An 18907-nucleotide genomic window follows, 5' to 3' on the forward strand; every position below is an offset into this window, starting at 1 on the left:
GCTTCGCTCGCCATGGGGATCAGGGCTTGCGGGACGCACCGCAAAGCCGATGCGGGGAGATAACGATGCGGCAGGCCATTCGGAACCGGTGCCTCGGGATACTGCTTGCGGGGAGCGCGCTGATCATCGCCGCGCCCGCCCTTGCGGAAGAAGCCGCGCCGCCAGCCAAGGGCGATGGCATCGCTGAAATCGTCGTCACCGCGCAGCGCCGCGCGCAGAACGTGCAGGACGTGCCGATCGCGATTGCGGCGATCAGCGGTGATGCGCTCACCGATACCGGCATCCGCGATCCGCGTGACCTGACCTTGCTGGTACCCAGCCTTTCGATGCAGGCGGGCACTGCGGCTTCGACCACATCGCTGTTCATCCGCGGCGTCGGCATCGGCGATTTCAACTCGAACACCACGGGCGCGGTGGGCGTCTATGTCGACGACGTGTTTCTCGGCGCGAACGCGGGCAAGCTGTTCAATGTGTTCGATTCCGAAGGGATCGAAGTGCTCAAGGGGCCGCAGGGCACGCTCTATGGCCGCAACACCACGGCGGGCGCGATCCGCTTTTCAAGTCGCAAGCCGACTGATGAATTAAGCGGCGATTTCTCCGCGCTCTATGGCCGGTTCAATGAGGTGCAGCTCGAAGGCGGGATCGGCGGGCCCATCGTCAAAGACCTCCTGAAAGTGCGCGTGGCGGGCTTCTACAACCGGCGGGACGGGACGACCCTGAACCGCGTGACAGGCCACTACGTCAACAACATCAACCTCTGGGCGCTGCGCGGAATTGCCGACTTCACCCCAGCGCCGAACGTACTGCTGCGGCTTTCGGTCCACGGCGGCAACAACACCGGCGGCGCGCGCCAGTTCCAGCACCGCGGGCAAGGGGTCGATTTCTTCGGGAACCCGGCCCAGCTACCCGATGGCACGCCCACCGATGCCTTCGGCTACGCGGATACGGACAACAACGTCTATGCTGGCGACTACAATGTCGAGGGCAAGGAGCGGATTGGCGTGTTCGGCGCCTCGCTTCTGGGTCAGGTCGATTTCGGCGGGGTGCAGCTGACCTCGATCACCGCTTATGAGCAAGTCAACCGCGCGACGCTGGAGGATACCGACGCCAGCCCCAACGACTTCGTGGTGGCTTATTACGAGGACCGCCCGCGCCAGTGGAGCGAGGAACTGCGCCTGCAATCGACGGGCGACAAGAAGCTCAACTGGATCGTGGGTGCCTACTATTTCCATGACCGGCTCGCGACAGACAGCAGCTTCGATTTGCTGCGGTCCCTGCGCGATCCCAATAATCTTCTCGGCACGTTCGATCCGGTCAATTCGCTGGGGCTGCTGCGCTATCCCTATACCCAGCGGACGCGCAGCTTCGCGCTGTTCGGGCAGGCGGACTACAAGCTGACCGACAAGCTCACCGCGACGGTCGGCCTGCGCTGGTCGAGCGACCGGATCAGCATGGACTACCACAGCCTGTTCGATGCGATCGGGGGCGTGGTGCCAGTGAAGGCCTACTCGGACGTCACGCTGCCGCTGCTTGATTTCAACGGTGCCAAGACCTTCCGCGACCTCTCGTGGCGCGGCGCGCTAAACTACAAGACGGGCGATACACTGGTCTATGCCTCATTTTCCAAGGGCTACAACAGCGGCGGGTTTGCGGGCGGCGCCTCGACCGATCCGCTGCAGCTGGCGCCGTTCAATTCGGAGAAGCTCTACGCCTACGAAGTGGGCCTGAAGACCGAATTCCTCGACCGGAAAGTGCGCTTCAATACCTCGGCCTTCTACTACGATTACCGCGATCTGCAGGTCTTCGTGTTTGACCTAACCGGGCCGATCCCGGTGCAGCGCAAGCTCAACGCGGGCAATGCCGAGATCTACGGGCTCGAGGCTGAACTGACCTTGCGGCCGACCCGCAATCTCGATCTCTTTGCTGCGGCGACGTTCATGCACAGCGAATACAAGAAGTTCGCGGCGCTCGGCGGGGTGAGCTATTCGGGCAACCGGCTGGTCAACGCGCCCAGGTTCGCGTTCTCGGGCGGGGTGAACTGGACGGTGCCGCTGGGCAGTTCCGGTTCCCTCCGCGCTCGGGTGGACGGCACGTATGTCTCCTCGATCGCACTGTTTCCGGACAATGCCGCCAATACCGAGGTGCGCGCGCATGGGCAGATCAATGCCCGGCTGGGCTGGCAATCGCCCACGAAGGCCTATGAGGTTGCGCTATGGGTGAAGAACCTCAATTCTGCGCGCTACATCTCCTCAATTGCGCCAGTCATCACGCAGGACCAGATCAACTACAACGATCCGCGGACCTTCGGGGTGCAGCTTGTCGCGCATTTCTGAGCGGCAGGGTAGAACAAGAAAAGGCAGCGTTTCCTGATGCTTGACGTACATGGCTGGCTTGAGAAGTTTGGCGCGGCGCTGGACAGCGGTGATGGCGCTGCGGTGGCGGGCCTGTTCCTGCCCGAAGGCCTGTGGCGCGATTATCTGGCGCTCGGCTGGACACTGGCGACGCATGAGGGGACCGAGGCGATCACCACGTTCGCCAATGCACGTGCCGCTGGCTCCGGTATTGGCGGCTTTGCCAGCGATGCGCCCGCCGGTGCGAGCGAAGGCTTCATCACCTTCGAGACGGCGCTGGGGCGCGGCGAAGGCTATGTTCGGCTGATGGGTGAGCAGTGCTTCACGCTGCTGACCGCGCTCAAGGAACTCAAGGGCTTCGAGGAACCGCTGCGCGGCCGCCGCCATTCGGGCGTGGTGGACGAGACCGGCCAGCGCACCTGGGAAGACGTGCGCCACGACGATGTCGAGCAGTGGAGCGAGACCAATCCGCCTTATGTGCTGGTGATCGGCGCGGGGCAGGGCGGCCTCGCGCTCGGCGCGCGGCTCAAGATGCTGGGCGTGCCGTGTCTGCTCGTCGACAAGTACCCGCGCGTGGGGGACCAGTGGCGTTCGCGCTACAAGTCGCTGCTGCTGCACGATCCGGTGTGGTACGATCACATGCCCTACGTGCCGTTCCCCGATCACTGGCCGGTCTACACGCCCAAGCAGAAAATGGGCGACTGGCTGGAATACTATGCCGGGATCATGGAGCTGGGCGTATGGACCAGCACGGAATGCAAGGGCATCTCGCGCGATCCCGTGACGGGCAAGTGGCAGGTTGCGCTGGAGCGCGATGGCAAGCCGGTGACGCTGTCGCCAGAGCATGTGGTGATGGCGGTGGGCAATGCGGGCTTTGCGATCACGCCCGAGTTTCCGGGGCAGGAGAGCTTCAAGGGCCACCAGTGCCATTCGAGCGCGCATGCGGGCGGCGAGGGGCTGGCCGGCCAGCGCGTGATCGTGGTCGGCGCGAACAACTCCGCGCACGATATCTGCGCCGATCTCGTCAGCCACGGCGCCGAACCGGTGATGATCCAGCGCTCCTCCACGCTGATCGTGCGCCAGAGCAACATGGAAAAGATGCTCGGCGGGGCCTATTCGCAGGAAGTCTTCGAAGCCGGGCTGACGACCGACAAGGCCGATCTGCTCGGCGCATCGGTGCCGTTCCGCCTGTCGGAGAAGGTCAACAAGGCGGCGTGGGACCAGATCCAGATCGATGAGGCGCCGTTCTACAAGCGGCTGACCGATGCGGGTTTCCAGATCGATTTCGGGCCGGACGGCACCGGCATCGCAATGAAGTTCCAGCGCACGTCCTCGGGCTACTACGTCGATGTCGGCGCTTCCGACATGGTCGCGGACGGGCGCATCAAGGTGCGTTCGGGCGTCAGCATCGAGCGGATCGTCCAGGACGGCCTGGTGCTGTCTGACGGGAGCCATGAGCGGGCCGACCGCATCATCTACGCGACCGGATTTGGCGACATGAAGCAGTGGGTCTCGCGGCTGATCAATCCGGAAGTGGCGGAGCGCATCGGCAAGACCTGGGGCTATGGCTCCGGATTCCCCGGCGATCCCGGCCCATGGGAAGGCGAGATGAAGAACCTGTGGAAACCGACACCGGAGCCGGGGCTGTGGTTCATGGCGGGGAACCTCGCGATGGCGCGCAGCTATTCGCAGTATCTCGGTCTGCAGCTCAAGGCGCGGTACGAGGGCCTGCCAGTCGAACCTTACGTCGCCGCCTGAAGCCGGGGCCTGAGGCCGAGCGCCGCACCGATCAGCACGAGGCCGAGAATGACGGCGGCCGAGCAGGCAAACAGCACGGTATCGAGGCCGCCCGCTTCGATCAGCATGCCCGCCGCCGTAGGCAGGATCGCCGCACCCATAAGTTGCGCCGTGGCAGCAAATGGCAGGCTGCGGCGCGTGGGATCGGCTTCGAGCAGGAAGCCGGTCAACGCAGGCGTCAGGACCATCCACACGAAGCCATAGCCGACGACGAGGCTCCAGCCGACTGTCCCGTCTGCGCCGCGCAGGAACAGCAGCGCGACGATGAGGATGAGGGCAAGGCCGGTGACCACCGCTTTCAGGCCGGCATGGCCGCGCTCGCCCACCGCAATGGCGACCCCTGCGCCCGCCATCTGCCCGACCATCGAGGCTGTGAGCATGGGCGCGATGCGTTCGGGCGCGATGCCGCGCGATTCCAGCCAGAGCCCCATGTAGGCCCAGATGCCGACAACCGCGCCGACCAGCAGCGCCGAGGCGGTGAGGCCAATCCAGCCGGAAAGCGGGATGGCGCCCTTGCTTGCGGTGCCTTCGGCATGGGCTGCGGGGGCCAGCTTCGTCGGGACCAGCGGCAGAGCCAGTGCAACGAGCGCGGCGATCAGGGCCAGCGCGTGCTGCACATCGGCCGCCGAACCGGGCGCGGCGGCGCTCGCGAACCATTGCAGGATGGCATATTGGCTCGCTGCCTGAAGGAACAGGAACGCGGCGGCCGCGGCGTTGAGGCCCTTGGCCCTGGCGATGGCGCCAGCCGCCACACCGACGAGCAATCCGCCACCTGCGCCAGAGATCGCGCGGGAGAGGAGCAGCGGCACCATCACGGGGAGCAGGTTCGCCGCAATCGTGACGGCGATGCCGATCAGCGCCACCATCCGCGCGGGCACCCGCGCCAGCAGCGCAATTCCCCCGGCACTGCCGAGCGCAATTGCCGCGATTTCGATAGCCGCAAGCAGGCCGAGGCTGGCTTCCCCGATCCGCCCTTCATGCACATAGCCGCCATAAAGCAGCGGCTGGACACCAAGAACGAGAAGCCCTGCAGCGCCGATCAGAAGGGACGCGCCAAGCCCGAGGCGAGAGGGCGCGGGGCCGGTTGGTTCCTGCTGCGCCGCCATGCCATTCCCCGATGATCCGATAATTATCCGGTTTATTGGATGCGGGGCAGGGTAAGTCAAGCGACGCCCTGGCGCGCCCGGCTTTCGCGCTGCGCGCACATCGTTTCGATCCTGTTGAACAACAATTCGTGACATAAGCCGCGACACGGCGTAGGGGGCCGCGATGTCGGTGCAGCCACGCCGCCACGCCGGATAACCTCTCAGGCGTAGGCGTCGCTCGCCACCACATGCATCCTGGCGGATTGCGATCCCATCGCACGGAAAAGCAAGCGCCCCCATTCGGAGACGATCCCGTTTATGGCAGGTTACAAGGAACCCGGGCTGGAAGCCCGGCGCGCGGCGGCAGCGTCGGCGCGAGAACAGGCACTCGCAAAGCTAAAGGCACGAACCCCGCTCGATCCCGCAGCACAGGCCGAACGCATTGCCGCGGCCGAGGCGCGTGAGCAAATGCAGGCCGAAAAGCGCGCATTGCTGGCCGCGAAAAAGGCGCAGGAACTTGCCGAGAAGGCCGATCGCGCTGCCAAGGTCACGCCTGCTCTTACCGATGCCGAGCGCAAGGCGGCGCGGGACGCAAAGTATGCGGCCCGCAAGGCACGCAAGAAGTAGCGCTTGAAGCATCCTGCCAACGCCAGCGGCATGTCCGCCTTGAATGTCGGCGAGCACCTCGTCGACACCGCATTCGTTCCGGACGGGAGCAGGCTCCGCCTCATCCGGAGTGGAACTGATTTCGCGATCCTGCTCGATGACAATGAGTTGATGAGCACAGACCTTTCGGCCTCGGAAGGTGTTCTCGCCAGCGCGGTGTGCGCAGAACTCGGCAGTCGCTACCCGGTTCACATGCTCATCGGCGGCTACGGCATGGGTTACACGCTGAGATCCGCTCTCCGGGCGCTCGGCGGCGATGCTGAAGTGACAGTTGCGGAAATCGTGCCGAAGATCGTCGAGTGGGCGAAAGGGCCCATGGCGCGCATCACCGATGGGTGTCTCGATGATCCGCGCGTCCAACTGGTGCAGCACGACGTTGCATTCTTGATTGAATCCGCGGCGCAAGGTTACGATTGCATCCTGCTCGACGTCGACAACGGACCAGAAGGCCTCACGCGCGGGGCGAATGATTGGCTCTATTCCCCGGAAGGGTTAGCGGCCGCGCGGTCTGCGTTGAAGGAGGGCGGAATACTCGGCGTCTGGTCTGCGTCTCACGACGACAGATTTGCCGGAACACTCGCCCGCAGCGGCTTCGCCGTCACGGCGATCGAAACCGATCGAGGCCCGGAGTCGTCCCCGACCGGGCAAAGCGAACGGCACGTGATCATAATGGCAGTCAAGCGCAGGTAACGAAGTGCGGCGGACGCACTCGTGCGGGTCCGACAGCCGAGGACAGATTGGTCGGGGAGACAAGATTCGAACTTGCGACCCTCTGCTCCCAAAGCAGATGCGCTACCAGGCTGCGCTACTCCCCGACTGGCTTTGCCCTTAAGCAAGCGCGGCGAGTGCGGCAAGGCGCAATCGTGGGCTGGGCGCCCCATGTTGGTAAGACGATTATTGTTGGTTTCACATATCTATGCCAAGCATAGTTTTCTACCGATCGGTATGGTGGGATCGGCAGTAACGGAGTTTCCCTGAACATGGTGGCGCTGCTGAAGCGGATCGGGTGTGCGATCGGGCGGCATGCGCCCTCTCGCCGTGCGGTGGAATACGAGGGGCATCTCAAGATCGGGCCTTGCCGCTTTTGCGGGCAAGCCCTTGAAAAGGGCGGCGATGGCCGCTGGGTGAGCCGCAAGGGCAGCAAGCGCGCGCCGCGGGATGAGACGACCAAGCACAAGGATTGAAACGGAGCGGTTGACCTTCGCGCGGCCTGACCCCAACTGGGCGTCGGGTAATACTGCCATGCCCGCGCGGGCGAGGAGCGACGATGACAAGCTGGACTTCCACCAACCCCATGACCGGCGAAGTGCTGTGGCAGGGGGAGGACGCGGATGTCGATGCGGCGGTCAAGTCGGCACGCGCCGCGCAAGGGGCCTGGGCGCTGCGCCCGCTGGCCGAGCGTATCGCAGTGGCAGAACGCTATGCCGAAATGGTCAAGGCTAACGCCGAGGACTTTGCGGCCGTGATCGCGCGCGAGACGGGCAAGCCGCTGTGGGAAGCCCGCACCGAAGTCGGCACCGTGGCAGCCAAAGTCGCCATCTCGATCACCGCGCAGGCCGAGCGCGCGGGCGAGCGCCATGGCGAGGCGGCGGGCGTGCCGCAAGCCTTGCGCCACAAGCCGCACGGCGTGCTTGCGGTGCTGGGGCCCTATAATTTCCCCGCGCACCTGCCCAACGGTCATATCGTGCCGGCGCTGCTGGCGGGCAACGCGGTGGTGTTCAAGCCATCGGAACTGACGCCCGCTTCGGGTGCCTTCATGGCGGACCTGTGGGCGAAGGCAGGGCTGCCCGAGGGCGTGCTGGTGGTGACGCAGGGGCGTGCCGATACCGGGCGCGCTCTGGCGGCCCATCCAGAACTCGACGGGCTGCTGTTCACCGGCTCCTCTACCACTGGCCTCGCCCTGCATCAGGCGTTTGCAGCGCGGCCCGACCGGATCCTTGCCATAGAAACGGGCGGTAACAACCCGCTGATCGCCTGGGATATTGCTGCAGCGGATGTGGAAGCCGCCGCATCACTCGTCGTGCAATCGGCGTTCCTCTCGGCCGGCCAGCGCTGCACGTGCGCGCGGCGGCTGATCGTGGGGCCGGACGGCGATGCGCTGATCGCTGCGATCGGGGCCATGGCGGACCGGATCATTGTGGGCGGACCGTTCGACGAGCCAGCGCCGTTCATGGGCCCGGTGGTCGACATGAACGCGGCGGCGCGCGTCGAGAAGGCGTGGGACGCGCTCGTGGCGATGGGCGGTACGGTGATCCGCCCGCTGCAGCGCGTGCGTGAGGGCACGCCGCTGCTATCGCCCGCGATGATCGACGTGACGGGGCTCGCGGTGCCCGACGAAGAGATCTTCGGCCCGGTGCTGCAAGTGATCCGCGTGGCCGATTTCGACGCGGCCATGGCTGCCGCCAACGCCACGCGCTTCGGCCTTGCCGCAAGCCTGATCGGCGGCGACGAGGCGCTCTATCGCCGCTTCTGGGCGGCCAGCCGCGCAGGCGTGGTCAACTGGAACCGCCCGACCAACGGCGCGGCCTCTTCGGCGCCGTTTGGCGGTGTGGGGATTTCTGGCAACCACCGCCCGAGCGCCTATTACGCCGCAGATTATTGCGCCTGGCCGGTGGCGAGCCTGGAAAGCCCGGCGATTGCTCCGGCGGCGCTGACGGGGCTGCGGGGCTGAGACTTTCCGTCTGCCCTGCCTTTCTGGGGCTTTGCCGGTACACCTGAAGTGCACTTGAGGTTGGTGGGCCCGGCAGGAAGGCCCACTACAAGTCTAAGCGGCATATTTTTCAGGCAGTTATTGATGCAACGGGTTGCAAGATAGGACCACATTTAGGACCACGTCAAACAGCTAATTTGATGTCAATTGTGCCATCGCAAGCTAGCTAAGAGACTGACGCAATTCCGCCGTTGCTGTCCGCAATGATGGTGCGTATTTGCCACCACAAGCCATGCCCGCCGGTCACCGGATGGCTACCGCTAAGCGTCGAGCTTTAGTGCTGGGTTGCAAGCCGGGCAGTCTGTTCGTCAGGAACCTAGGCCGCGCGGACAAACTTGAACGACCGTTTGCGCCCATTTGCAGACGCGCTTCTCCGCCCTATATGGGTGGTTTGCCCGCACAATGTCAGCAGGCTCACCAGCCTGTGAGCAACATAAGAGGATAGACGGATGCACTTAGAAGTAGCGCTTGACCACGAGACATCCGAACGAGCGGGAGCGGGCGGCATGTTTCAAATCGAGTCAGTGATCGACAGTGAAACCGGTGACGATCTGACGAATCGGGTCGACGTAGGGGTGCACTTCAATGGTGACGCCGATTTGGACGATTACATTAAGCAAATATTTGGGTCGGAAACGACCTTCGACATCGTCGGAGACGATTGAAGTCTTGCAGAGTAGGGCGGAAACACCCCGTTTGACAGATGCATAACGTCCGCTTCCCACCCGAACTCGGTCACTTCGCAAGCCGTATAATTTGTCCACGCCACCTAGAGAACCACGTGCAGCCCCATCGCATCGCGAGCCTTTAGGCTGATGATGGAGCCATCCACCCTTACGACGCACCGGTATGTGCCGGAGAGTTTGCCACCGAGGGCGTTACCCGCGCTGTAGTCGCGCACTATCGTTGCAGTGCCGCTTTCTTCGTCCCTCGTGACGGACTTACCCCAATCGCTATCATAGGAGGTCCGGTCCACAGCGGCCTGCTTCATCATTTCGTCACAGGTCGCCGCAGCCGAGGGTTCGCTGAAAGCCGCCCATTCTGCACTGACGGGACGGGCCACCATGACAAGGCTGGCGTATTTCTTCCGGTCCTCCGTGGTGGCTTTCGGATCGTACTGCGCCTTCACGCTGCGCGCTTGCTGCTCGGGGATGATAAACACCTCGCCGTTCGCGCAACCCACCCGCCAGAGCAGGTTTGTCCGGGTGGCATTCTTCCAGTTGGTAACAGCCACGACCCGATCACAGCTATCGCTTTCAGCCGCAGCGAGAGCCGCCCAGCGCCGCAGATCGTTTGAAACGGCCCAAACCCGCTTGCCGAGCTTGGCCTGCCCCTCGGGATCGTATGACCCGTCTAGAGGGGCCGCGACGTCCGGGGCGAGCTTCGAGTTCATCGCCGTCAGTTTGTCCTCTGGTGGCGAGGCTTTCTGCGCTGCGACAGGACCAGATGGATTGCCGGTTTGCTGCGAGACTGCCTTCACAACGCCACCAAGCACCGCAACAGCGATGAGTATCTCGCCCCACCTAATCCTTGCACTGGTGCCGGAAACAACCTCGGCGTTCTGCTGCTCACTCACCCTGTCGCTCCTTGGCTATCGTATCTTGGAGCGAGAATAACCCACGTGAGTAAAGGATGTGTAGACGATAGTCTGTAGACGGATAGTCTACATCGAGGCGGATTGGCGGCGTGGACATACGCCATCGCCTTGGCCGCAATGTGCGGACCCTTCGCACAGCCTTGGGTCTGTCGCAGGAGGAGCTTGCCGGGCGCGCGGGTTTGCATCGCACGTACGCGAGCGACATCGAAAGAGGGACGCGGAACCCATCGATCACTGTGGTCGAGAAGCTGGCCATGGTGCTCGGCGTGACGCCGGGTAGTCTGCTCGACTAACACCTCTGCTAGCCTGTTTATTGGATCGTAAGGATGTTCTGACAATCCGTTCGGATGGGATCAGCACCGCGCGCAGAGATCAGACCTACGCCGTTGGCGTCGATCATCCCTGCGAACGCCGGGCCGTATCAACGCTTCCAGATACGCAATCCCGAGTTTGTCGCCCGGTTGCCACAACTTCGGGCGTGGCGTGATCAGGCCATGGCGCGGATTGGCGGAACCGAACGGCGAAAGCAGCGCGCTTTAGTTCGGCAAGTGTTGCACGGCAGCCGGTTCCGGCAACTTTATGCGTACATGGGCCTACTCAAGGCCAAGCGCATCGGCGAGGCTACCGCCGACACGATTGCCACCATCGCGGACGCGCTAGACCCGTTCTCGCCTTGTAGCGAGCATGTAAGGCGGCACTGGATACCGGCAGGCAGACAGATGCGAGCCGTGCAGTCGTTTGGTCCCGTCAAGCGTGCGCACCAGATTTTAGTCGCGGATGTAGTCCGCGCTCTCCATCCTCCCCGCGAAAATCAGTTTCTGCTTCGCGGCGGGATACCGGCGGCCCTCTCGGCTGTCGAAGCGGCCTACAGACGTGGAATGACACACGCTGTGGAACTCGACGCAACCGGGTTCTACGGCAACATCACACTCACGTCCTTGGTCGATGCGCTGCGGCCATTGCCGGAAGCGGTTGTCCGTCATGTGATCTTCGATGAGAGCATACGGACTGGTGCCCGAACTTCGTCCGATGCTATCGGCACATTGTCCGACACTACCATACCGCTTGGGATGGTGCCTCCTCCCCTCAATGACACACAAGGCATCCCGCTAGGTGCCGCGTCGTCCCCCATTGTGGGCGAGGTAATGATAGGCCGACTGCTGGCCGCCCACGAGATCGACTTTGATCTCGACGTCATTACCTACGCTGACAATCTGCTCGTCCTCGGACGTTCAGAGCAGGAAGCCGATGCGAGAGCGGATCAGCTACGGGACGTGGCAGCGACGCCAGCCTGTGGGTCATTGAGGTTGAGGGTCAAGGAGCGCGGACATCTTTTGACGGTCGGGACCTCCGAAGGCGGCGGCTTCGCAGCAGGTGTTTCGTTCATCGGTCAGTTCGGAACAGTCGATCAGCACGGCGATTTCTCATGGCAGCCGTCACCGGACCGGCTTTACCATGAAATGCTGCTGGACGTTGATGAATGTCCCAGCCTTGACCAAATTGTCAAAGCGCACCGCAAGGTTGCGTCTTACCATCGCGCCTATCCCCGATGGCAGGGACGCGAGATGGCAGAGGCATTGCAACGGGCCAAGCTGTCCAGCGCCCGCTATCTACTTCATGCGACGCCAGACTATTTAAGCGAGGCGTCGCGCGACGTCATATTCGCGATGCTCTTACACGGGCGGCGGTATGAGGTCTTAGAAATAGTTCCCGAATACGGGGCTGCCCATGAGCAGCGTCGCAAGCGCCTTTTGGATGAAATAGGTCGGTGTTGGCAATTGCTTGCTACTGCTGCGGGAGCCGAGAGCGAGGCGGCTTAAACGTCAGCTTGTCCCACGGATGCCGCAAACGGTCGCTGATGCACGCGAAACGCAGGTGGCGGGCAACTCGGAGCACGCTGCGACAATGACGCGCTCTACCGCTCTGTCTGCGCCGCATGTCCACGAAGCGGGCGCAGAAGCTGCATGCATTGGGACGTGTGGCAGGCGAGCAATCCCGGATGTGGTGTCTCTACCTAGAAAAATCGAACAGGCTGGGTTGCACGGCTTCGCTCTCTGGCGGCGGGGGAGGCAGGCCGTACGGATAGGTCTCGGCGAAGGGCCGAAGCTGCGACGCCGGATCGAGTGAGAGTAGCGAGGCCCAATCGCCGGGCCTGCCATACCGGGCGAGAAGGCGCTGCCAGCGTTCCGGATCGTGGAACCGGGCATGCAATGCCGCGTGGCAACGCTTACAGCACGGGTAGATCGCCAGCGGCTGCGAGTAGTCCTCAAGGTGCAGGAAGCGGTAGTCGCGCCCCTTCGGTCGCTCGGTGCGGCCATCGCGGCAGATGCTGCACATGGTGGGCCGGGTGATGAGGCCCCGGCGCAGTGCATCATTCTGGATCGGGATGACCGAGTAGCCCTGCTTGTAGCGAAATCCGTTGTAGCCGATCAGCCAGCCGTCATCGCTCATGGCCTTGCCCCCTTCAGCGACTTTGCCATGGTGCGCATGGTTGCATCGAGCGCGGCGATGCCAGATCGCAACTGGATGAGTAGGACTTCCTGCATGTCGGCTGCGTTGTCGGCGCGCTGCCCTTCGACCGCGACCGCATGGAGGTCCTCCAGCTTGGCGGTGATGTCGGCGAACCGGCGCGGGATTGCCTTGCTCATGCTGCGGCCTCCGACATGATCCTGTGCACGGATGCCCGGCTGATCCCAAGGCGTTCGGCAATGGCGCTCGCGCCCAAGCCGGAGGCGCGCAACTCGCAGACCTGCGGCGCTAGGCGGCGGGCTGTCGGCGCACGGCCCCGATATCGGCCTTCGCTCTTGGCGCGGGCGATCCCGGCACGCTGCCGCTCCAGCATCACGGCGCGCTCAAACTCCGCAACAGCCGCAAACATCGTCAGCAGCATCCGCCCTGACGGCGATTTCGTGTCCACCTCGGTGCCGCCGAAGTCCAGGATGCGCAGGGCAACCTTCTTGCCCTCCAGATCAGCCACGATGGCCAGCAGGTGGGCGGTGCTGCGCGCGAGACGGTCAAGGCGGGTGACAACGAGCGTGTCACCCTCCCGGCACCATTCCAGCGCAGCGGCAAGCTGATCGCGCTGCGCGACCGACGAAACCATCTCCCCGAATATCTTGGTGCACCCCGTTGCCCGCAGCGCCGCCCCTTGGGCTTCATACCCCGCGACCTGTTCGCTGGTGGAGCTACGCCGGTAGCCGATAAGCATCTGATCCTCCTCGGTTTTTCCAAGGAAACATTGCCATCAGAGGGCCTGTAAGTCACGGAAATAATGAGATTTTTTGTCAAGCGGCGGCGCGCGGCGGGCTGGTCCAGACGCATCATATCGCCACCGCGTTACCGGCTGTCCGGTCTCATTGTTGCACATGAGCCTAAGATGTTGCGAGCCACTGGCTCACATGGATTTACCCGACTTAACTGAGACACGGCGGACGCCTGCGGGGCGGGTTCGAGATTGTCGCGCATGGGCAGGGCCATGATGGAAGGCGTTCTCGCTCCCGTTTATAAATCCCAGCGTGGGAGAGGGGCAGATCACTCTTCAACCTGATCGAGCTGATCGCAGATTCTTTGGTCAATTCGAAAGATTTCAGTCTGGCTCGATGCTCCCCTTCGCAGTGTGCGACCTCTAGAAATCGAGTCTTCGTTGCGCTGGATCGCCAGCGCCGGGCCGTGGCCTTTGGTTCGGCTCAAAGAGCACTAAGCGGTCGCGGCTCCACATGAGCTCGAACTGCGGTATGGGTTGGTTGATCGCCGAAATCGTGCGGATGCAGAAGATGTTCGACGTGCTCGATGACGTGGTGCGCTCATAATAGCCGTCCGTCGTGCGCTGATACGGATCGATCTCGAAACGGAAATCGGTCTTTTGCACCAGGGCGTGTCGTAGTGGTTCGGATCGGCGATCATCTAGTCGGTATTCCGCTCCAGCCAACGCTCCTTGCAGTACGAAGGTAGTATGCGTGCTGATGATCGTTAGGGGCCTGAGGCGCAATGAAGCATAAAGTTGCGGCCAGAACAGCGAGTAATGCTCGATCTCCGGAAATTGCAGAAAAACGTTGTGCAGTCCGTCAATCATGACGGTCGTGTAAGGTTCGCCTTGAAGTTCAGCAGAATCCAGCATCCATTCGATACGATTAAAGAGTTGATCCGCTCGGTAATTGCCCGGATATAGGTGAATTACTTCGTATGCTGGTCGTAAATCATTGACCGATATCCCGTACTCAATCCTTCGAAGCGTTAAGAGCGCGCGTAGGATGTTGTCGTAATATTGGCTTGGATACAAGAATGACACGATTAGTATTCGTTCCGGTCGATCGGTCCGATCGCCATTCGTCTCAAAAGTCGGGGAGATCGCAATTTTCAGCGCTAAGGCGGCCTTCCCACCTGAGCCTTCCCCGTTTAGAAATATATTCGACCCTCTGAAAAGACGGACCCCCATCCCAAGATCATGAAACCCCGCGTCCCCAACCAACCGACGGCGCGCACGAGAGAGGTTGAATCGCTCGAACGAATCTTGCGAGAGCACGCGCCTCATCACCTTTTTGTCGACGTGCATTTCTGGCAGTCGGGTCTTCCAAATCGCCTTGCGATCGATCTGATAGTTGATTTGGGGCGAAAACCGCACCCCTTTGGTGCCGCCAATCTGCAGACCGTGCGTTCCGACTGAGCAAAGCTGGTGGCGCGCCTTTGCCAAGCTGATTCGTCGATCGGGCTTGCGCCCGTTGTCCGATATGTGATCGTGCGTGAGCCGAAAAGCCACGTCCACGAGATAGTCGAAAGCGCGTTCTCCAGCCCAGTCCTCGCCCGCCGTCAAGATGACAAGCGCTCTCAATTCTCTGCATCGCACAATGAATTCACGCAGGTGTTTCACGAAATAATTTGACTGCTCCGGCCCTTGCGCGGCCATGATGAGATCATGGACGCCATCCAATACAATAAGCGCACGGCACGGTTTCGGCGCCAAGCGGCCCCTCTCCTCGTGCTCCGGTATTGCTGCTAGCGCATCTGCTAGCTCCGAGAGCGCGCTTTCCATCCGGCTAAGCGCAGATTTCGCTCCCGGTGGTCCATCGACCTCGATCTGGAAATGCTCGATCTCAAGCCAACGGTCGTCGCGGTCGGGGAAGAAAGACAATCGGCGAAGCTCGTCGGGCACCAAGCCGTTCGCCTTCGCCTCCAGATCCTCGCGCGTCTCCTCCGCCGTGATGAAGAGGGTGTCGATCCCCATCGGCGCCAATACAGCGCCGAGAGCGAGCGCGATGCTGGTCTTCCCCGTCCCGGGCCCGCCGTGCATTCCAATCACTAGACCGCGTCGGCTCGAGAATTTCAGGCCGCCACGCAGCAACGTCTCGGCGCCCCGGATCGGGATGGGGATGCCCCATATCTCGTTGACCAGCTCTCCGAAGTCAGGGAGCCGCTCGAGGTGGCTAGAGCGCACAAACTCATACGGCGCTGGAGCGACCCTGAAGCGCCCCTCGCTGAAGTAGGCCGCAGCGTCGTCGAGCGACTGGAACCGGAGCCAAAGCACCCCGCGCGCCGCCAGAAACTGACGTAAGACGCTGCCGGATTTGGACCGGCCTTCTGCTGGGATGGGATCGCGGCCACGTGACCAATAGCGTGGGCGGAAGGATGTCCAAATATGGGATAGCGCCTCCTCCAACTCTATTGGAGAGAAAGTCTGATCCGGGTCCTCGATCCCGAGGTCGGAAGGAAAAATCCCGAATGTCTCAAAGATGAAGTTACGCACTGGCAAGAGCGCGTAAGCTCGTGAAGCTGGCATACTCGGCGCTGTAAGGTATTCTAACGCGACACTCAGCGGTGATCGTATCGCGATATCCTCTACGTTCGCGAAGCCTTCATGTGCTCGAGAGGGATTGTCCTCCCAGCTTTCATTGACATCCAGATCCTGTGGGTTGGCGAAAACGAAAGACGATTTGACGAGGCGCGAAATACGCGTCGCACTCGCTTGCACCAACTCATCCTGCCCGCGCTCGGCCCCGGGTTCGAAAGGCAGCGATTTGCGGTCGTCGAGCAAGTCGCGCGCAACTTTGTCGAGAGCCTTGCGGTTTCGAAGTGGCCGAACGCGTAGCGGACTTGCACCGCCATCGGCTTCGAAGAGGTGCCTGTTTTTCCCTTCGTCGTACGTCTGGGTGAGCCAGGCGAAATGGCGGTTGACCAAACCGTCGGGAACGAGATCGATCGACGTGCTTCGTAAAGCGACGGCGAGATCGCCTTGCGCCCGCATAATCGAGGCCACGAGGTCCTCGAAGGCATCGTCATAGGGGGTTACTTTTCTTCGACCGATCGTCTCAGGCACCGACTGTTCTCGAGTAAAACGCCGAACTGGCCGCAACTCTCATCCCAAACTCGCGAATTCGATCACCGAAGTGCGAAGCTTCGACCACCTGAAAGCGATCAGCACCGACACGTTCGTTATGCTCACGGATTTGGGCGAGCGTGGCGATCTCGAGTCCGTTATTTTCAAACAACGGTGCTGCGGGCGCGAGCATCGCGATCTCGTTGTCAGTGGCTACGACGAAGCCGAGCAAATCCCCGTCGGCGGCGAATGCGGGGGCGCCCAATTCGAGCCGTTCGCAATCGCACTCATCGCCGAGCCCAACCTCGATCCCACCGCTGAAAGCGATCGGTGGGTCGTCTCCAAGGGCGAGCCAGAACGCTGCTTCGATTGCCCGCACCCGGCCAGAAACACGAGTTTCGCCGCTGAGGATGTTGACCGTGGCACCTAGGGAGTCGCGCGAGGACGCCACATGTGCCGAAACGGCCCAATGGCTAAACTGCTCCTGAACCTCCCGGTCCTTGGGAACGGCGAGAAGCCGCAGCGCGCTCACGGCATTGCTATATCCGTCGATTTCGCTCACCACCTGTGGCTCCACTACCTGCTTGAATGTTGTACCGTCGCGGGCCCGAGGTCGACGTTCGTCGCCACACCGGCGCAATGCGGATAAAGTTGTGACGAAGCTCAAGCGCTGATTCGCCCGATCATACACGAGTGCCTGGTATGTCACACCAACGGACTCATTCCGGGCGGCTACTGCGAGGCGCGGACGCTCCAACGTGGAAGCCGCCTTAAGCATGAAACACCCTTGGGGGACGCACCTCAGTCCGAATCCCGTATAGTTCGGGCGGCACCCGCCGAACGAGATCGGGTCTCTTTGGATCTTGGCTCACGTAGTAGCTCGCCTTTCCGTCGTCGTCCGCCTGTGTCAGCGGAAGGTTGAATTCGTGCAATACATAGTCGGCCGCCGATCGGTATCGTAATGCGACGAAGCCAGGATCAGTGAAGTTCTGCTGAGGATATTCGGACCAAGCGGCCCAGTAGGAGCCGTCATAGTGCGCATCCGAGAGCACGTCGTCCAAAACCATCTGTCGGTCCCTTAGCGCACCGATTTGAGCCTTATCAAGCAGTCCGCCCAGATCGGGATCGGGCCCATGTCGGACGATGCAGGGTTTAGCCAAACTGGCCTTCACCCCTCCAACCATCAACACAGGACCGTCGGCGAGATTAGCCTGCTTGTATTCGATGACCTCCCGCGATATCGCGTGTGCCAACATCAATTTGTGAATAGGGGCCGCCGTCAATGAGTAAGGCGTGCTCGTTCCGCCGAGCATCATCACCGGTTCGTTTAGATCGTCCCGCAAGGAGCGATTGAGAGGCTCGAGGGCTACCGGCGGCATGTCCTCTAGAATTTGCTGGTAGCATTTCTGATATTCGACCGCCGCGATCTCACGATCTGTTCCGGCCTTATTACGAACTGCTTTTTCCGCCGACTTGAGCAAATTTGGGATGCCCGTCTGCATCAGTGCCTCGATGAGATCAAGACTTAAACGACCACCTCGGAATTCTCTATGCACGACCCGGAGGGCGTCGATGAGGCCGCCGTCACCTACACCGCTAACTGTCTTCGTCGGTGCCGATCCCTCGGCGTCGACGAGTTCGTCCCTGTCCCAATAGCTGACGAAGGGAAGCCCCTTCACACTCCGCTCGCGCCCGAACCCCATCGCCATGATCACGGCTTTGTAGGGACCGCTGCGTTCGGGGGCATCGCCTCCGGGAGCGCAAACGACGAACGGAAGTCCATCTTCGGTCTCGATCTTTTTCACCTCGGACTTGAGGTAGGTCTTGGTGATGTACTTTTTAAAGTGTAGTCGCCACTCGTCGTGCAGCACGTCGATGATCCGCGAACATTTGTCCGCGTGCCAATCCAAGAAGGGGAACTTGGTTGTGGGGCTTAGGTCCATCTCGGGCCAGAAGTTGATTGTCGGGTGGACAAATCGGTGATTCGTGTCCTGCTGGACAGACAATATGCGCTGCTCACTCTCGAAAAGATGAACGATGCACTTTCGCGCGGCCAGTGCGGTCGCCGCCGTGACGCCTGCCAGCCCGCCCCCTAGTACTGCTACCTTGCTGCCGGCCGCGATGCAGCCATCCTGCTCCAGCGCCCAAACCGTGTTCAGAGCACGGCGTTGCTGCGAAGCGAAGCTAACACGCCCCCCGAACGGACCGATGGCGAATACTCGATCCATCCCGTTAATACTTGAAGTTCGTAGAAAGAGCCTAATGGCCTCCTCGCGCGATTCGTCCGCCAATGCAGTCCCCCCAAAAAACGATAAATGCCAGAACCAAGCGCATATGTGCAACGCCGAAAGATCTTGCCGACCCAAATCAGCCCATTGCTTGTTCCAGTAT

The 18907-nt window shown here is 61.9% G+C and carries 17 protein-coding genes and 1 tRNA gene; 9 read left to right on the plus strand and 9 right to left on the minus strand.

The annotated features are described in order from the left end of the window. Positions 1 to 65 precede the first annotated feature (65 nt). Positions 66 to 2333 (plus strand): TonB-dependent receptor, encoded by a 2268-nt coding sequence (locus tag ACO056_RS07970; RefSeq protein WP_421854344.1) that lies wholly within the window; start codon positions 66 to 68, stop codon positions 2331 to 2333. A gap of 36 nt (positions 2334 to 2369) precedes the next feature. After that, positions 2370 to 4109, plus strand: a complete 1740-nt coding sequence (locus ACO056_RS07975) for an NAD(P)-binding domain-containing protein (protein WP_421854347.1) — start codon at positions 2370 to 2372, stop codon at positions 4107 to 4109. Here ACO056_RS07975 and ACO056_RS07980 read toward each other — a convergent pair. Next, complete coding sequence (locus ACO056_RS07980; protein WP_421854350.1) at positions 4094 to 5254, minus strand: hypothetical protein; 1161 nt, start codon at positions 5252 to 5254, stop codon at positions 4094 to 4096. The genes ACO056_RS07975 and ACO056_RS07980 overlap by 16 nt on opposite strands. Positions 5255 to 5551: 297 nt before the next feature. On the opposite strand from ACO056_RS07980, the gene ACO056_RS07985 reads away from it, so the two are divergent. Both ACO056_RS07985 and ACO056_RS07990 read left to right on the plus strand, forming a co-directional pair. Next, the gene (locus tag ACO056_RS07985; RefSeq protein WP_421854353.1) at positions 5552 to 5860 is read left to right on the plus strand and encodes a DUF6481 family protein; all 309 of its coding nucleotides are present in this window, start codon (positions 5552 to 5554) and stop codon (positions 5858 to 5860) included. A 30-nt stretch (positions 5861 to 5890) separates the two neighbouring features. Then, positions 5891 to 6589 (plus strand): spermidine synthase, encoded by a 699-nt coding sequence (locus ACO056_RS07990; RefSeq protein ID WP_421855385.1) that lies wholly within the window; start codon positions 5891 to 5893, stop codon positions 6587 to 6589. A gap of 48 nt (positions 6590 to 6637) precedes the next feature. On the opposite strand, the gene ACO056_RS07995 is transcribed toward ACO056_RS07990, so the two are convergent. Beyond that, a tRNA-Pro gene (locus ACO056_RS07995) sits at positions 6638 to 6714 on the minus strand. 165 nt (positions 6715 to 6879) lie between these two features. On the opposite strand from ACO056_RS07995, the gene ACO056_RS08000 reads away from it, so the two are divergent. From ACO056_RS08000 to ACO056_RS08010, 3 genes are all read left to right on the plus strand, one after another. After that, a complete protein-coding gene (locus ACO056_RS08000) occupies positions 6880 to 7083 on the plus strand; it encodes a hypothetical protein (RefSeq protein ID WP_421854356.1) in 204 nt (67 codons plus the stop codon). Positions 7084 to 7166: 83 nt separating this feature from the next. Then, the gene (gene astD / locus ACO056_RS08005; protein ID WP_421854358.1) at positions 7167 to 8570 is read left to right on the plus strand and encodes a succinylglutamate-semialdehyde dehydrogenase; all 1404 of its coding nucleotides are present in this window, start codon (positions 7167 to 7169) and stop codon (positions 8568 to 8570) included. A gap of 488 nt (positions 8571 to 9058) precedes the next feature. Beyond that, the gene (locus tag ACO056_RS08010; protein ID WP_421854361.1) at positions 9059 to 9274 is read left to right on the plus strand and encodes a hypothetical protein; all 216 of its coding nucleotides are present in this window, start codon (positions 9059 to 9061) and stop codon (positions 9272 to 9274) included. A gap of 104 nt (positions 9275 to 9378) precedes the next feature. Here the strand turns inward: ACO056_RS08010 and ACO056_RS08015 are convergent, their stop codons facing one another. After that, positions 9379 to 10185, minus strand: coding sequence for a hypothetical protein (locus ACO056_RS08015; RefSeq protein WP_421854364.1), 807 nt, complete (start codon positions 10183 to 10185; stop codon positions 9379 to 9381). A 110-nt stretch (positions 10186 to 10295) separates the two neighbouring features. Here ACO056_RS08015 and ACO056_RS08020 point away from each other — a divergent pair, with 110 nt between their 5' ends. Together ACO056_RS08020 and ACO056_RS08025 are read left to right on the plus strand one after the other, a co-directional pair. After that, positions 10296 to 10499 (plus strand): helix-turn-helix domain-containing protein, encoded by a 204-nt coding sequence (locus ACO056_RS08020; RefSeq protein WP_421854367.1) that lies wholly within the window; start codon positions 10296 to 10298, stop codon positions 10497 to 10499. A gap of 93 nt (positions 10500 to 10592) precedes the next feature. Continuing rightward, a complete protein-coding gene (locus ACO056_RS08025; protein ID WP_421854370.1) occupies positions 10593 to 12026 on the plus strand; it encodes a hypothetical protein in 1434 nt (477 codons plus the stop codon). 190 nt (positions 12027 to 12216) lie between these two features. Here the strand turns inward: ACO056_RS08025 and ACO056_RS08030 are convergent, their stop codons facing one another. The 6 genes from ACO056_RS08030 to ACO056_RS08055 all read right to left on the minus strand — a co-directional run bounded on the left by ACO056_RS08030 (position 12217) and on the right by ACO056_RS08055 (position 18807). Then, entirely contained in the window at positions 12217 to 12657 is a 441-nt protein-coding gene (locus tag ACO056_RS08030) for a hypothetical protein (protein WP_421854373.1), read from the minus strand. After that, complete coding sequence (locus tag ACO056_RS08035; protein ID WP_421854376.1) at positions 12654 to 12854, minus strand: hypothetical protein; 201 nt, start codon at positions 12852 to 12854, stop codon at positions 12654 to 12656. Before ACO056_RS08035 ends, ACO056_RS08030 begins: the two co-directional genes overlap by 4 nt. Further along, the gene (locus tag ACO056_RS08040; RefSeq protein WP_421854379.1) at positions 12851 to 13414 is read right to left on the minus strand and encodes a recombinase family protein; all 564 of its coding nucleotides are present in this window, start codon (positions 13412 to 13414) and stop codon (positions 12851 to 12853) included. Before ACO056_RS08040 ends, ACO056_RS08035 begins: the two co-directional genes overlap by 4 nt. A 417-nt stretch (positions 13415 to 13831) precedes the next feature. After that, positions 13832 to 16516 carry an ATPase domain-containing protein gene (locus ACO056_RS08045; protein ID WP_421854382.1) on the minus strand — a complete coding sequence of 895 codons (2685 nt, stop codon included), beginning with the start codon at positions 16514 to 16516 and terminating at the stop codon, positions 13832 to 13834. Continuing rightward, entirely contained in the window at positions 16509 to 17078 is a 570-nt protein-coding gene (locus ACO056_RS08050) for a hypothetical protein (protein WP_421854385.1), read from the minus strand. Before ACO056_RS08050 ends, ACO056_RS08045 begins: the two co-directional genes overlap by 8 nt. 208 nt (positions 17079 to 17286) lie before the next feature. Further along, on the minus strand, positions 17287 to 18807 hold the full coding sequence (locus tag ACO056_RS08055; RefSeq protein WP_421854388.1) for an NAD(P)-binding protein: 1521 nt from the start codon (positions 18805 to 18807) through the stop codon (positions 17287 to 17289). Positions 18808 to 18907: the final 100 nt, after the last annotated feature.

The organism is Novosphingobium sp., assembly GCF_965228995.1.
Taxonomy (GTDB): domain Bacteria; phylum Pseudomonadota; class Alphaproteobacteria; order Sphingomonadales; family Sphingomonadaceae; genus Novosphingobium.